Raw genomic sequence first — 15,372 nt, 5'->3', positions numbered from 1 at the left:
TCTCACCAAACCATAAGACCGCGGCCGACGCCATCCGCGCCGCCCCGCAAAAAGCCGAAAATGGCCGCCAGGACGATGGCGGCGACGAAGCCGTCAAGGCGGTCCATCAACCCGCCATGTCCGGGAATGATGTGACTGGAATCCTTGACGCCAAATCTGCGTTTGACAGCGGACTCAAAGAGATCGCCGAGTTGCGAGGCGATCGAGAGAACCCCGCTCAACAGCAGCAGCGGTATGATCTTTCCGAAATTAAATGCCGCAAAGGAAGCCGCCACGCCGAGGCTCGCCGCAAAGCCGCCGATTGCGCCCGCCCAGGTCTTCTTCGGGCTGACCTGCGGCCAGAGTTTGGGTCCGCCGATCAGCCGGCCGGCGAAGTATCCGCCGATGTCGGTCGCCCAAACCACCAGTAGCACCAGCATCAACGCGGCTAATCCCCGGAGCGGATCAAGCCGCACCGCGCTTGAACCGATGGATGCCGCCAAGGCGTAGCCCATTCCAACCGCGGTCCAGAGCCGGCGTTCGGAAGACAGAAACGCAACGGCGACAACACCCAGCACCACAAGCGCTGAAAGATAGATTTCGTTGATATGGCCGACGTCGACCCAGCCGACGCCGAGAAGAATGAGGACGCCCACAAGCACCAGGCGCGGCTTGCGCGCACCAATGATGGTCAGCCACTCGATGTAAAGTCCGATGGCTGCGGCGGTGACGAGGCCTGTCCAAAGCCATCCACCGACATACGCTATGGCAATGGCCAGCGGAGCCATCACCAGCGCGGCGATAATCCGCAACAGAAGGTTGTTGCCCTCCCGCCCGCTTGCTGCGATCGATGCCTGGCCTTCGGTCACGATCCGGTTTTCACAGCCAGGCCACCAAACCGGCGCTCGCGCCTGGCGTATTCCGCAATGGCGCCTTCAAGCGCGGCCTTGTCGAAGTCAGGCCAGTGGACCGGAACGAAAACCAGCTCGCTATAGGCCGACTGCCACATCAGGAAATTCGACAGTCGCTGTTCTCCGCTGGTGCGGATGATCAGGTCGGGATCGGGAATTTCGGGTGCGTCGAGATAACGCCCGAGCGTGTCGGCGTCAATCGAGGAGGGATCACGCTTTCCTTCCGCCACTTCACCGGCCAGCCGCTGTGCCGCACGCGCGATTTCCTGCCGCGATCCGTAATTGAATGCGACAATGAGATGCATGCGATCATTGTCCCGCGTCAGGTCCTCGGCTTCCTTGAGAAGCGCGCAGATATCCGGCTCAAGTCCCTGTTGTTCGCCAATCACGCGGACACGAACGCCATCGCGATGTAGCGTGGCGAGGTCGTTGCGAATAAAGCGCCGCAGTAACCCAAACAGGTCGCCAATTTCTGACGCCGGCCTCGACCAGTTTTCAGAGCTGAACGAGAAAATCGTTAAGTAGCGAACACCGAGTTCGCCGGCGGCGCGAACCACATTGCGCAACGCCTCAACACCGCGCCGATGCCCTTCGACGCGCGGCAGCCCCCTCGCAGCGGCCCAGCGTCCGTTGCCGTCCATGATGATCGCCACGTGCAAGGGACCACCGGCTCGATCGGGCCCTTCAGTCACGGGTGCGGCGGCATTCGACATCAATCAATCCTTTGGAAACGATATCGAACATCATGTTCGGCAGCTCGCGCCCGAGTGAAACCTAGACGGTCAGGATTTCCTTTTCCTTCGCCGCCAGCATCTGATCGATTTCCGAAATCGTGCCGTCGGTCGCCTTCTGTACGTCATTGCCCAGGCGTTCCTGATCGTCCTCGGAAATTTCGTGATTCTTCTCGAGCTTCTTGATCGTATCGAGACCGTCGCGCCGCACATGCCGAACGGCGACCTTCGCCGCTTCCGCATATTTGTGGGCGACCTTGACCAGTTCCTTGCGGCGATCCTCGTTGAGCTCGGGAATCCGCAGGCGAAGCACCTGCCCTTCGGTTGCCGGACTTAGACCGAGATTGGAATCGACGATCGCCTTCTCGACGGCTTTCACCATCGACTTGTCCCAGACCTGGACCGACAGCAGGCGCGGCTCGGGCACGCTGACGGTCGCGAGCTGATTGAGCGGCATGTGCGAACCATAGGCCTCGACCTGGACCGGCTCCAGCATCGATGCGGCGGCACGTCCGGTCCGCAAGCCGCCGAGTTCGTGCTTGAGAGATTGCGTGGCGCCCTGCATCCGGCGCTTCAGTTCGTTGATGTCGAAACTACCCGTGGACATGACGCTCTCTCCTCCTGAATACGGCCGCCGCGCGCCTTTCATCTCTGGCGCAACAAGCACTAGCCGGCAACGATCGTCCCGCGACCGGTGCCGCTCAGAATGGCGCCGATCGAACCCGGTTCGGCGATCGAAAACACGATGATAGGCAGCGACGTCTCGCGGGCAAGCGCAAATGCTGTGGCGTCCATGACCTTGTAGCCGCCCCCGATGGCCTCGGAATGGGTCAGACGATCAAATCGCTTGGCAGTTGGGTCTTTTTTCGGATCGGCGCTGTAGATGCCGTCGACATTGGTCGCCTTCAGCACCGCCTGCGCGCCGATTTCAGCCGCCCGCAATACCGCCGTGGTATCGGTGGTGAAAAACGGATTACCGGTTCCGCCGCCGAGCAGCACGATACGCCCCTCGGCAAGATATTTGTGCGCTGCACTTCGGGTGAAAAGCTCGGAAATCTCCGGCATGACGAATGCCGACAGGGTTCGCGCCGGCGTTCCCCTGCGTTCGATCGCCGCCTCGAGCGCGAGGCAGTTCATCATCGTGGCCAGCATGCCCATGGTGTCGCCGGTCGGCCGCGACACGCCTTGCGCGGACACTTCGACGCCGCGGATCATGTTGCCACCGCCGACGACAACCGCCACTTCGGCGCCCAGCTGCCGCGCCGCGATCAGATCGGCGGCCACGCGGTCGAGGGTCGGCTGGTCGATGCCGGAGCCGTGGCTGCCGGCGAGGTACTCGCCGGAGAGCTTGATCACCACGCGACGATAAACCGGCCCTGTCATTTGCGAATCGCTTTCTTTATCCCGCACCGCGCGTCGGCGCGAACGGACCGCAAGCGTTGTCGGAGCAGCTATTTCTGGCCGCTGGCAGCGGCGACCTCGGCAGCAAAGTCCGATTCCTGCTTCTCGATTCCCTCGCCGAGAGCATAGCGCAAAAATCCAGCCACCTTGATCGGCCCGCCGACCTTACCCTCAGCTTCCTTGAGTGCCTGGGTAACGGACTTGCCGCTGTCATGGATGAAGGCCTGCTCCAAGAGGCAGACTTCCTTGTAATAGGTCTTCAAGCCCGACTCGACGATCTTTTCGATCACGTTCTCCGGCTTGCCCTGCTGACGGTATTTATCGGCCAGCACGTCCTTTTCGCGCTTGACGGTCGCCGGATCGAGCCCGGCCGGATCAATCGCCAGCGGGTTGGCGGCCGCGACATGCATCGCGAGCTGCTTGCCGAGTATAGCGAGCTCATCGGTCTTACCGGTGGATTCCAGCGCGACGATCACGCCCATCTTGCCGGCGCCTTCGACCACCGCATTGTGGACGTAGCTCGACACCACGCCCTTGCCGACTTCCAGCGCAGCGGCACGGCGCAGCGTCATGTTCTCGCCGATGGTGGCGATCGCATCCGCAATAGCCGTCTCAACCGTCACATTGCCGACCTTGGCGGCCTTGATCTTTTCGACATCGGCGCCGACGTCGAGCGCCACCTGGGCGATCATCTTCACCAGCCCCTGGAAATGCTCGTTGCGCGCGACGAAGTCAGTCTCGGAGTTGACCTCAACGACGACACCTTTGGTATCCTTGGTCAGCGCGGCGATCAGGCCCTCGGCCGCCACGCGGCCCGCCTTTTTGGCGGCCTTCGACAGGCCCTTCTTGCGCAGCCAATCCTGCGCGGCCTGCATGTCGCCATCGCTCTCGGTCAGTGCCGCCTTGCAATCCATCATGCCCGCGCCGGTGGATTCGCGCAGATCCTTGACCATCGCTGCCGTGATTGTCGCCATGTCGCTATCGTCCTTTGCCTGCGACGGTGGTGGCCGCGCGGTTCAACGTCCGCCGCGATCCACCGTCACCGATGCCGTAACTGGAATGTGCCTGTGATGCCGGCCGGGATTTCCAGCCGGCATATTTACTATTCCGCTTCAGCGGTAAGCGTCTTGGCCTGGGCCACCCAGGCGTCGGCGCGGCTCGGAAGGCCGACCTCTTCGCCGATCTTGTGCGCCGTATCGTGATCGAGCTCGGCCAACTGCCAGTAGTGGAAGATGCCGAGATCGTTGAGCTTCTTCTCGATCGCGCCGGACACGCCGGTGAGCTTCTTGAGATTGTCCGGCGCACCGCGCGGACCCGCCAGGCCCTGGAAGCCGGACGCCTGCGGCGCAGCGGCGGGAGCTTGCTCCTGGACCGGACGAGCCGAGGCACCGACGTCGATGCCGGCATCGCCTTGCGCCCGCGAAATGCCGTCGATCGCAGCGCGCGCCACCAGATCGCAATAGAGCGAGATCGCGCGGCCGGCGTCGTCGTTGCCGGGCACGACATAGGTGATGCCCTTCGGGTCGGAGTTGGTGTCGACGATCGCAGCCACCGGGATATTCAGCCGCTGGGCTTCCTGGATCGCGATGTCTTCCTTGTTGGTGTCGATCACGAAGATCATGTCCGGCAAGCCGCCCATGTCCTTGATGCCACCGAGCGAGCGGTCGAGCTTGTCGCGCTCGCGCTGCAACGTCAGCCGCTCCTTCTTGGTGTAGGCGTTGGCATCGCCGGAGTTGAGCACCTCGTCGAGATGCCGCAGCCGCTTGATCGATCCGGAAATCGTCTTCCAGTTGGTCAGCGTACCGCCGAGCCAGCGCGAATTGACGAAGTACTGCGCCGAACGCTTGGCGGCCTCGGCAACGCCGTCCTGGGCCTGCCGCTTGGTGCCGACAAACAGGATGCGGCCGCCCTTGGCGACCGTATCGCTGACCGCCTGAAGCGCGCGATGCATCAGCGGCACGGTCTGCGCCAGATCGATGATGTGGATGTTGTTGCGCGCACCGAAAATATAGTCAGCCATTTTCGGATTCCAGCGGTGCGACTGGTGGCCAAAGTGCACGCCAGCCTCAAGCAGCTGACGCATAGAAAAATCGGGTACTGCCATGGTTCTAATTCTCCGGTTGGTTCCTCCGGAAACGTGTGAGCAAGCGAGCCTTATGGCCCGGCTGCCACCGGACGGCCTTTTGAGCCATGTTTCCGTGTGAGATGGCGCGGTATATAGCCGGATTTTCGCGAGAAGCAAGGAAATACGGGGTTTTTGGGACGCCCGGAGGCCGGCAATCCAGGCGAAATCCCGCAAATTCGGGGGGCGGAGGGCCGGTTTCTTAAGGCCACGACACCCCAGGCCCTCCCCGCGAGCGGCGGGGGCCTACACCATCTCCACCCTGCCGTCCTTGAGCCGATAGATCCCGCCGACGACCTTGAGCTTATTTTGTTCCACCGCAGCACTCAGGATAGGTGTCGCAGAGCTGAGCTTGCCGACATTATCGATCACATTCTGCCTGATCGCATTGGCCAAGGTGTCGCCGTTTTGACCCGATACCGCCTTCACCGCAGGCGCGATGCCTTCGACCAGCGAGGACAAGTGCCCGGGCAATGTGGTGTTGTCCTTGAGCGATTTGATCGTCGCACTGACTGCGCCGCAGGCGTCGTGACCGAGAACAAGAATCAGCGGCGTTCCGAGTTCAGCGACGGCGTATTCCAAACTGGCGACCGATTCGTTGTTGGCGAAATTGCCCGCCACGCGGCAAACAAAGAGATCGCCGCGGCCGCTGTCGAAGGCGTATTCGGGTGCAATTCGCGAATCCGCACAGCTCAGTACAGCGGCGTAGGGGTTCTGGCCTCCGGTCAGCGCTTCGCGCTCGTGCTTGAAGTCGTGACGCAGCGATACGCCCTCGACATAGCGCGCATTTCCTTTTTGCAGGCGTTCGAGGGAGGCCGCGGGCGTCAGCACGTTCTGCGGCTTTGGCGGCGCCTTCATCTCCTTGGCACCGGCCGCGCTCGCCAACAAAAGTCCCATGGTCCAGACCGCGCCGCTCAGCACGCCGCGACGGGAAGGTTCAAACCTCGCTAGCGAATTTCGGCGGCACATCTCACACATCGGAAAATCCTTTCCCCGATCAGAGCGTCTCCACCATCTCTACACCCGCCACCGCCTTAATGGCACCGGCGATTTGCGGCGACACCTGGAAACGGCCTTCCAGCTTGAACTCGACCTCGGTCTGCATGTCGAGCCGCAGCACCAGCGCGACATCGCCGCTGCCGGACTGGCCGGCCGGCGGCGAAAGTCGCCGCGCAATGGACTCCAACGGTTTGGTATCGCGCAGGAAAATCCGCAACCCTTTCTGCGTCTTGGCGGCGGCATCGTCGAGCGCTTCGGCGTGTAGCACGCGCGCCCGCACATCCTCGCCCTGCAACTCCGCGCCCAGTTGCAGAAGTACCGCTGCGCCCGGCTCCAAAATATCGCGGTACTGAGCGAGGCCTTCCGAGAACAACACCGCTTCGAAATGGCCGGTTGGGTCCGATAGCCCGATGATGCCCATCTTGTTGCCAGTCTTGGTGCGCCGCTCCATGCGCGAGACCACGGTTGCGGCCACCTTGCCGGCGGTCGCGCCGGTCTTCACCGCCCGCGAAAACTCGGCCCAGGACTGCACGCGCAGCCGCTTGAGCACCGTGGCATAGTCGTCGAGCGGATGACCGGACAGGAAGAAGCCGATCGCATCATATTCGCGCCGCAGCCGCTCGGCCGGCAACCACGGTTCGACCTGGGGCAGCATGATGGTCGGCGCGTCCGCCGCACCACCGAACATGTCGTTCTGGCCGGAGGTCACAGCCTCGTGGCTGCGCTGGCACGCGGCCAGGATCGCATCCGCACCGGCAAAAACCCGCGCCCGGTCCGGATCGAGCGAATCGAAGGCGCCGGCAGCAGCAAGGCTCTCGATGATCCGCTTGTTGATCGCACGCGGGTTCACGCGCGATGCAAAATCGGCCAACGAAGTGAATTGCCCGCCACGGCGCGCATCGATGATCAGTTCGACAGCCTGCGGGCCGACGCCTTTGAGCGCAGCAAGCGCATAATAGATCGTGCCGCCAGCGACCTCGAAGACGGAGCCCGAGCGATTGACGTTGGGCGCCTCGACCTTGATTCCCAGCCGCTGCGCCTCGGACCGAAATTCCGACAGCTTGTCGGTGTTGTTGAGTTCCAGCGTCATCGACGCGGCCAGGAATTCGACCGGGTAGTGCGCTTTCATGTAGGCGGTGTGGTAGGACACCAGCGCGTACGCCGCAGCATGGCTCTTGTTGAAGCCGTAGTCGGCGAATTTCGCGAGCAGTTCGAAGATGGTTTCGGCCTGCCCTTTCGGCACGTTGTTCTTGACTGCGCCCGCAACGAAGATGGCGCGCTGCTTCTCCATCTCGGCGCGGATCTTCTTGCCCATCGCGCGGCGCAACAAGTCGGCATCGCCGAGTGAATAGCCGGCCATCACCTGCGCGATCTGCATCACCTGTTCCTGGTAGATGATGACGCCGAACGTCTCTTTCAGGATCGGTTCGAGCAGCGGGTGCAGATATTCCGGCTCCTCATCGCCGTGCTTGCGCGCGCAATAGGTCGGGATGTTCGCCATCGGGCCCGGACGATACAACGCCACCAGCGCGATAATGTCCTCGAAGCGGTCGGGCCTCATGTCGACCAGCGCCCGCCGCATGCCCTGGCTTTCCACCTGGAACACGCCGACCACGTCGCCCCGCGCCAGCATCTGGTAGCTGGGCGCGTCATCCAGCGGCAGCGTTTCGAGATTGACGTCGACATCGCGCAGCTTGAGCAGCTTCACGGCGACATCGAGCACGGTCAGCGTCTTTAAGCCCAGGAAGTCGAATTTGACGAGGCCCGCGGGCTCGACCCATTTCATGTTGAACTGGGTGACCGGCATGTCGGATTTCGGATCGCGATAGAGCGGCACGAGTTCGCTCAACGGACGGTCGCCGATCACGATGCCGGCGGCATGGGTGGAGGCATGCCGCGTCAGGCCCTCCAGACGCTGCGCGATATCGAAGGCGCGCGCCACCACCGGATCCTCGTCGCGAAACGCCTGCAGCTTCGGCTCGCTTTCGATCGCGGCCGCAAGCGTCACGGGGGCGGCAGGATTTTGCGGCACGAGCTTAGTCAGCTTGTCGACCTGCCCGTAAGGCATTTGCAGCACGCGTCCGACGTCGCGCAGCACGCCGCGCGCCTGAAGCGTTCCGAAGGTGATGATCTGGGCCACCTGATCGCGGCCGTAACGCTTTTGCACGTAGTCGATCACCTCGCCGCGGCGATCCTGGCAGAAGTCGATGTCGAAGTCGGGCATCGATACGCGTTCCGGATTGAGGAAGCGTTCGAACAGCAGACCGAAGCGGATCGGATCGAGATCGGTGATGGTGAGCGCGTAGGCCACCAGCGAGCCGGCGCCCGACCCGCGGCCGGGACCGACCGGAATGCCTTCCGACTTGGCCCACTTGATGAAGTCGGCAACGATCAGGAAGTAACCGGCATAGTTCATGCGGGTGATGACATCGAGCTCAAAGGCGAGCCGCGCGCTATAGTCTTCTTCGGAGCTTCCTTGTGAGAGGCCGTGAACGGCAAGCCGGTTGCTCAGACCGTCCTCGGCCTGACGGCGCAATTCGCCGGCTTCCTCATGGACCGCATCCGCCGCATTGGCGCCGGCACCGACCGTGAAGCGCGGCAGAATGGGCTTGCGTGTCTTGGGGCGAAACGCGCAGCGCTCGGCGATCTCGACGGTGGAGTTCAAGGCCTCGGGAATGTCGGCAAACAACACCGCCATTTCCGCGCGCGTCTTGAAACGATGATCCGGCGTCAGTTGCTCGCGCTCGGTCTCGGCAATCAACCGGCCGCCGGCAATACAAAGCAACGCGTCGTGTGCCTCGTAATCGTCCGCGGTGGCGAAATACGGTTCGTTGGTCGCGACCAGCGGCAGGCCCTTGGCGTAGGCAAGATCGATCAGGGCGGCCTCGACGCGCCGTTCCTTCTCGATGCCGTGGCGTTGCAACTCGACATACAGCCGATCGCCGAACAGGCCGGCGAGCCGTTCGCAGCGCGACATTGCCAGCGCCGATTGATCGGCGGCCAAAGCCAGCGAGACCGGACCGTCCGGACCGCCGGTCAGCACGATCAGGTCTTCGGTTTGCCCCTCCAGCCACTCGAACTTGACGTGCGGGGTCTGATGGATAGGCGTTTCCAGAAACGCGCGGGAATTGAGATGCATCAGGCTGCGGTAGCCGCGCTCGCGCGAGGCCAACAGAACGATTCGCGACGGCGCTGAGGCCATGGCGTTGCGGGCGTTCGGATCCTGATCGCCGAAATCGACCGCGAGTTCGCACCCCACGATCGGCTGGATGCCGTAGCCGGCCATCTTGTCGGAGAACTCGAGCGCCCCGAACATGTTGTCGGTGTCGGTCAACGCCAGCGCCGGCTGACGGTCGGCCTTGGCGAGTTCGCCAAGGCGAGCGATCTTGATAGAACCCTTCAGCAGCGAATAGGCCGAATGGACGTGGAGATGGACAAATCCGGGATTGGACGGCGCCACGGGCTTTGACATGTCGTTCGGCAACTCAGCGGTTATGGTGGGGGCCGAGCCGCTTCAGGGCGACTCGCTACCCGCTATCGTGAGGGCTCCGAACCTTTAAGTCCACGAAGCCTTGCTCCCCCGCCCGCCGCTATCAGGCTTTTCCCCAAGGGGACCAAAAGGACCAGCTTCGGCGCGCTGGTCGTCCCCGAAACCCGGCTCAAAGCCCTTACTGATTGGGGGGATCACAGATTGGGGATCACCTGCGCCCATATCGCGATCATCCCAACAAACAGCCCGATCGACGCCAAAGCCGCTGCTTCCTCGACAAAAACCCTCAACATCACCGCCTCCCTGATTAAGAACGTACAGGAAATCGCTTGGTTAACGAGGCTCGCCCCCTGCCGAGCAACGCTTGATAAGCGTCGCCGTCGTTTCGCAGGATCGCGGTCAGCTTCTGACCGGTCTGTCGACATCGACTTGGCTAGCTCTGGTTGGGGTCCCTAGGGCGTTTGGAGGTCATTTGGCGGCCACCTTGCAGTCTTTGCAGAAGAACGTGATCGCGTTGCGTCTCATTCCGTAGCCGAATCCCGCCGGGATTTCATCGATGATAGTTAGAGTTTTACCGTGCAGGAAAGCGTGGCCATCAGCCTGCGAAGGTTTTGGCTTGGCCGTCTTCCCACATCTCGGACATTTCAGATCGTCTACCCAATAGTCTCTTACGGTCATCCGCAGAATATGCGCTGGACCCACCCGATTTTACACCCCGTCCGGCCGCCACAATCAAACTGACCCACTAAGCTCCGAGTAGTAAGGGCAGTTTGAAAACAGGGGCCATTGGTTCATTCCGCGATTGTTCACCGTCGCCACCATCAACCAAAATCACCGAGCGCGAAAAGCTATTAAATTTTAACGGGTAACCCGCCCGCGATGGCATCGATCCTGCTTTTTATTTTCGCAAACGGAAGCTGGTTGCGGAAGCGGCAGTGCGCGCCGTGCCGGCCAGTGGGACCTGATTGAAGCAGCGGGCGAAGCCGGCCGATGAGCGAGCAATCGACTGCGCCTGATATAGCGGTGGATGACGCAAGGCCCGCGCCGTCCGACGTGACATATTCGGTGTCCCCCGCAGCCCCCTCGCCGGTTGCGCCGCGGCCCCGGTCCGACGGCATCCGCCGTGTCCCCAAACCGCGATTGACCGGCCTGCTCGATTCGCCGGTTCGCAATCTCACCTTCGGCATGATCTACGTCGTGCTGGTGATGGTGCTCGCCACCGTCGCCTATATGGCCGCGGGCTGGAGCTTCCGCGATGCGATCTACATGGTCGTCATCACCGTATACACCGTCGGTTTCAACGAAGTCCGTCCGATCAATACGCCGGCGCTCAACATCATCACCATGGCGCTGATCGTGCTCGGCTGCACCGGCGTCATCTTCCTCACGGGCGCGCTGGTCCAATACATCACGCTCAGCCATCTCACCAAAACCATGGGGCACAAGCGCATGAAGACCCAGATCGACCACCTCACCGATCACGTCATCATCTGCGGCTTCGGCCGCATCGGCGTGCCGCTCTCCAAATCGCTGAGCGATGCGCACGCGGGCTTCGTCATTGTCGAGAAAGAAGAGGAGCGGATCAATCAGGCGATCGCGGCCGGCTATCTCTGCCTGCAAGGCGACGCCGCCAACGAGACGGTGCTCTACGCCGCCGGCGTCATGCGCGCCCATATTCTGGTTTCCGCGCTGCCCACCGACGCGGTCAACGTCTTCATTACCTTGAGTGCGCGCGCCCTTAATCCCGAACTGACCATCATCGCCCGCGGCGAAGAGGCCAGCACCGAGAAAAAGCTGTTGCAGGCCGGCGCCAACAAGGTGGTATTGCCGACCCATATCGGCGCCGAGCGGATGGCCGACATGATCCTGTTCGAAGAATCGACCCGTTTGATCGACAGCCTCGAGCGCGCTCACGGCTTCCAGCGCGCGCTGCGCACCTTCGGTATCGAGCTCGAAGTGGTGACGGCGGTCCAGCACAGCGCCGCCATCCTGATGACGGTGGCTGCGATCGAACGCCAGGCCCGCGGTGCCTTCTTCGTGGTGCAGATCAACCGCCGCGACGGCGATGTGCATACCAACCCGCCATCCGACACGGTGGTGCGCGAAGGCGACGGCGTCGTCGTCATCGGCCGCGCCGGCCGCGGCGAGGCGCTCGCCGCCTTGTTCGAGCCGCGCCGCCGGGCTGGCGTGCGTGGCTGAAGCTTTCTGCCGAGCATGATGCTCTCCGGCGGAAATCCTCACGTCAAACAAAAACCCCGGCCAACCGGCCGGGGTTTTAAAGTTGACGGGAGCCTAACTCAGTAACGAGCGACCACCGGGCCGCCGAACTTGTAGTTCACGCGCGCGGTGAAGAGATCGACGTCTTCCTTGATGTGGTCGGCGATGAAGCCGGCATTGGAGACCACGTCGTTGTTACCCATGAACAGGTGATCATATTCGAAGCCGACCGACCAGCTCGGAGCGAAGGCGTATTCGATACCAACGCCAACTGCAGCGCCCCAGCGGGTTTCGTTGGCCGTATCGACGCCAAGGCCCGTCGTGATCGAGGTGTACTTGTTATCGGTAACCGCCGCACCGCCCTTCACGTAAACCAGCGTGCGATCCCAGGCGTAGCCGATCTGACCGGTGAACAGGCCGAAGGCATCGATCTTGGTCTGGTTGGTGGTGTTGGCGAATACCAGGCTGGTGTTGCTGCCCTTGAAGTCAGCCCAGTTGCCCTGCGCTTCCAGACCGAACACCCAGGACGACATCTGCCAGCGATAGCCGATCTGTCCACCGACCGTGCCGCCCGACGGGTGATGGCTGCCTTCGTCGCCGAAGCCGTCCGCATTCCAGTCGACGTTGCCGGTCGCGCCGCCGCCGTTGATGCCGATGTAGAAGCCGCTCCAGTCATAGGCGGCCTGAACGATCGCCGGCGCCTTCGTGTAAGTTGCGGGTGCTCGAGCGGGAAGATCTGCAGCGACGGCCGGTGCAACGGCGCCGACCGCGATCATTGCCGTCGCGAGAATGGTGAGTTTGTTCATATCTAGATTCCTGCTTTCGAAGCTGTGTTAGTTAGCCCAAGTGCCCCGCCAAAACCTCTAGCAGCGTTGTCCAAGAATGCTGTAGCCGTCACGCAACATTTGCAGAGAAAAATTTGCAGAGAAAACCGCATTAAAAAACTTTAAGAAACCTTTGGAACAAAAGAGCTTCTTGAAACACATAGACATATAAACCTTGCTGTCACGGGTTCCATCAGCCGAATGAACCAATCGCGTCAAAAACGATTCGAAAATTTGACGAAACTGCGCTCATAACGCGCGAACAACGCGGCGTTATTTCCGAAGAACGGCCGGACTAAGACGATCCGAAATCCGAGTCGAAAGTCCGTTCCGGCTGGACCGTGAGTCGGATCGCAATGTCGGTGGAACCGTCGAATGTCTCGAGAACCTCGTCGCAGAGCAGGCAACGATATTCTCCCTTCGCACCGGGCCGGGACGTCAATTCGATACGGCGATAGCCGGCGTGGCAGGTCGGACAGGTCAGGTCTGATTTCTTCATGCCGACGTTATGCCGCGCTCACGCGCAGCTTTCCAGTCCGAACCGGATCACATTTCCTTCGTACACCGTTCATCTTTTTGGGAAGATTAGCGAAAATAGAATTTTTCACGAAACCGGCCGCGGCTAGTGCGGGACTTCAGATCGGCGATCCTAGTCGAGCTCGACGACTTCACCGTCGACGAGCGACACCCGTCGATCCATCCGGCCGGCCAATTCCATGTTGTGGGTTGCAATTAGCATGGCGACGCGCGTGGCCTTCACCAGTTGCATCAGGGCCTGGAACACGTGGTCGGCCGTATTCGGATCCAGGTTGCCCGTCGGCTCGTCCGCCAGAAGCGCGCGCGGCGCATTGGCAACCGCGCGCGCGATTGCCACCCGCTGTTGTTCGCCGCCCGACAATTCCGCGGGCCGATGTTTGATCCGGTCGCCGAGCCCGAGATAGGCCAGAATCTCGGTTGCGCGCTTGACGGTTTCCGAGCGTTTCAAACCGCGAATCATCTGCGGCAGCATGACGTTTTCCAGCGCGGAAAACTCCGGCAGCAGCCGATGCGACTGATAGACGAAGCCGATTTCGGTGCGGCGGATCTGGGTGCGGTCGACATCCGACAGACCCGACGTCGGCGTACCTCCGACATAGACCTCGCCATCGTCGGGGCTTTCGAGCAGGCCGGCGATATGCAGCAGCGTCGATTTGCCGGCGCCGGACGGCGCGACGAGCGCGACCGATTGTCCTGCCCACAGCGCGAGCTTGGCGCCGTTGAGGATGATCAGCGGCGTTTCGCCCTGCACGTATTGGCGCTTTATCTCGTGGAGATAGACAACCGGTACCTCCTCCGTCCCTTCGCTCATCGGTTCCTCACTCGTACCGCAGCGCTTCGACGGGATCGAGGCGAGCAGCACGCCAGGACGGATAGAGCGTGGCCAGGAAAGACAATGTCAGCGCCATGATGACGACCGCGCTGGTTTCACCGAAATCGATCTCGGCCGGCAATTTGGAGAGAAAATAGATCGTGGGATCGAAAATCTCGGTGTTGGTGACCCAGGACAAGAACAGCCGGATCGATTCGATGTTCAGGCAGATCAGCATGCCGAGCAGAAACCCCATCAGGGTCCCGATCACGCCAATCGATGCTCCCGTGATCAGAAATATCCGCATGATAGAACCCTGCGAGGCCCCCATGGTGCGCAGGATCGCGATGTCGCTGCCTTTGTCTTTCACCAGCATAATCAGGCCCGACACGATATTGAGCGCTGCGACCAGAACGATCATGGTCAGGATCAGGAACATCACGTTGCGCTCGACCTGAAGCGCGTTGAAGAAGGTCGAATTGCGCTGCCGCCAGTCGACCAAATAGACCGGACGTCCCGCCGCCTCCGTTACGCTCTTGCGAAAGGCATCGATCCGATCGGGGTTGGTCGTGAACACCTCGATCGCGGTCACGTCGTTGTTGCGGTTGAAATAGGCCTGCGCCTCGGCCAGCGGCATGAACACGAAGCTCGCGTCATATTCCGACATGCCGATCTCGAACACGGCCGTGATCTTGTAGGGCTTGATGCGCGGCGTCGTGCCCATCGGGGTCACCGCACCTCGCGGCGCCACCAGCGTCACGCTGTCGCCGGCATGCAGCGACAGCGTATCGGCGAGCCGGCGGCCGATGGCGACGCCCTGACCTTCGTCAAATCCCTCCAGCGTGCCCTGTTTGATGTTCTTGGCAATCGAGGCGAGGTTATTGAGGTCGTCGGCGCGAATGCCGCGAACGAAGACGCCCGACGCATTGTAGGGCGAGGATGCCAGCGCCTGCCCATCCACAACGGGTGCTGCGAGCCTTATGCCCTGAACCTGGTTGATGCGGTCGGCGACGTCCTTCCAGTCGGTCAGCGGCGATTCCAGCGGCTGCACCAGAAGATGACCGTTGAGGCCGAGGATCTTGTCGAGCAGCTCCTTGCGGAAGCCGTTCATCACCGCCATCACGATGATCAGCGTCGCCACGCCGAGCATGATGCCAAGGAAGGAAAACCCGGCGATGACCGAGATGAATCCTTCCTTGCGACGCGCCCGCAGATAGCGTCCGGAGAGCAGCCATTCGAATGGCGCAAAGGGTGGGGTTTGAACGGGCTCGCTCATGGCTTGGTCCATGTCCGCTTTTCACACGATTCGGGCTAATTGTGGCCATGACGGCCGGTATTCCCGCCTGCCCT

Annotated in this window: 13 protein-coding genes; 1 reads left to right on the top strand and 12 read right to left on the bottom strand. The window is 61.8% G+C overall.

What is annotated here, in order from left to right:
- Window positions 1-2 precede the first annotated feature (2 nt).
- The 8 genes from ABSE61_RS16450 to dnaE all read right to left on the bottom strand — a co-directional run bounded on the left by ABSE61_RS16450 (window position 3) and on the right by dnaE (window position 9,615).
- Window positions 3-848 (bottom strand): phosphatidate cytidylyltransferase, encoded by an 846-nt coding sequence (locus tag ABSE61_RS16450; protein ID WP_423872182.1) that lies wholly within the window; start codon window positions 846-848, stop codon window positions 3-5.
- A complete protein-coding gene (locus ABSE61_RS16445) occupies window positions 845-1,603 on the bottom strand; it encodes an isoprenyl transferase (protein ID WP_423872181.1) in 759 nt (252 codons plus the stop codon). Before ABSE61_RS16445 ends, ABSE61_RS16450 begins: the two co-directional genes overlap by 4 nt.
- A 61-nt stretch (window positions 1,604-1,664) precedes the next feature.
- Window positions 1,665-2,228 (bottom strand): ribosome recycling factor, encoded by a 564-nt coding sequence (gene frr, locus ABSE61_RS16440; protein ID WP_423872180.1) that lies wholly within the window; start codon window positions 2,226-2,228, stop codon window positions 1,665-1,667.
- A 59-nt stretch (window positions 2,229-2,287) separates the two neighbouring features.
- Entirely contained in the window at window positions 2,288-3,004 is a 717-nt protein-coding gene (gene pyrH, locus ABSE61_RS16435) for a UMP kinase (protein WP_423872179.1), read from the bottom strand.
- Window positions 3,005-3,072: 68 nt separating this feature from the next.
- Window positions 3,073-3,996 carry a translation elongation factor Ts gene (gene tsf / locus ABSE61_RS16430; protein ID WP_423872178.1) on the bottom strand — a complete coding sequence of 308 codons (924 nt, stop codon included), beginning with the start codon at window positions 3,994-3,996 and terminating at the stop codon, window positions 3,073-3,075.
- A gap of 128 nt (window positions 3,997-4,124) precedes the next feature.
- Window positions 4,125-5,126: a 30S ribosomal protein S2 gene (locus tag ABSE61_RS16425; protein WP_423872177.1), complete on the bottom strand. Its 1,002-nt coding sequence runs from the start codon at window positions 5,124-5,126 to the stop codon at window positions 4,125-4,127.
- Between the two features lie 264 nt (window positions 5,127-5,390).
- Window positions 5,391-6,122, bottom strand: a complete 732-nt coding sequence (locus tag ABSE61_RS16420) for a carbonic anhydrase (RefSeq protein ID WP_423872176.1) — start codon at window positions 6,120-6,122, stop codon at window positions 5,391-5,393.
- 19 nt (window positions 6,123-6,141) lie between these two features.
- Complete coding sequence (gene dnaE, locus ABSE61_RS16415; protein ID WP_423872175.1) at window positions 6,142-9,615, bottom strand: DNA polymerase III subunit alpha; 3,474 nt, start codon at window positions 9,613-9,615, stop codon at window positions 6,142-6,144.
- A gap of 1,008 nt (window positions 9,616-10,623) precedes the next feature.
- Between dnaE and ABSE61_RS16410 the strand changes: the two genes are divergently transcribed.
- Window positions 10,624-11,832 carry a potassium channel family protein gene (locus ABSE61_RS16410; RefSeq protein WP_423872174.1) on the top strand — a complete coding sequence of 403 codons (1,209 nt, stop codon included), beginning with the start codon at window positions 10,624-10,626 and terminating at the stop codon, window positions 11,830-11,832.
- Between the two features lie 98 nt (window positions 11,833-11,930).
- Here the strand turns inward: ABSE61_RS16410 and ABSE61_RS16405 are convergent, their stop codons facing one another.
- The 4 genes from ABSE61_RS16405 to ABSE61_RS16390 all read right to left on the bottom strand — a co-directional run bounded on the left by ABSE61_RS16405 (window position 11,931) and on the right by ABSE61_RS16390 (window position 15,310).
- Window positions 11,931-12,656 carry an outer membrane protein gene (locus tag ABSE61_RS16405; RefSeq protein WP_423872173.1) on the bottom strand — a complete coding sequence of 242 codons (726 nt, stop codon included), beginning with the start codon at window positions 12,654-12,656 and terminating at the stop codon, window positions 11,931-11,933.
- A 313-nt stretch (window positions 12,657-12,969) separates the two neighbouring features.
- The gene (locus tag ABSE61_RS16400; protein WP_423872172.1) at window positions 12,970-13,173 is read right to left on the bottom strand and encodes a hypothetical protein; all 204 of its coding nucleotides are present in this window, start codon (window positions 13,171-13,173) and stop codon (window positions 12,970-12,972) included.
- Window positions 13,174-13,323: 150 nt separating this feature from the next.
- The gene (locus tag ABSE61_RS16395; protein ID WP_423872171.1) at window positions 13,324-14,022 is read right to left on the bottom strand and encodes an ABC transporter ATP-binding protein; all 699 of its coding nucleotides are present in this window, start codon (window positions 14,020-14,022) and stop codon (window positions 13,324-13,326) included.
- A 7-nt stretch (window positions 14,023-14,029) separates the two neighbouring features.
- Entirely contained in the window at window positions 14,030-15,310 is a 1,281-nt protein-coding gene (locus ABSE61_RS16390; protein ID WP_423872170.1) for a lipoprotein-releasing ABC transporter permease subunit, read from the bottom strand.
- Window positions 15,311-15,372 lie beyond the last annotated feature (62 nt).

The organism is Bradyrhizobium sp., assembly GCF_049519115.1.
In the GTDB taxonomy this organism is placed as follows: Bacteria; Pseudomonadota; Alphaproteobacteria; order Rhizobiales; family Xanthobacteraceae; genus Bradyrhizobium.
The sequence above is the reverse complement of the archived record's forward strand: the minus strand, read 5'-3'. Positions and strand labels throughout refer to the sequence as shown.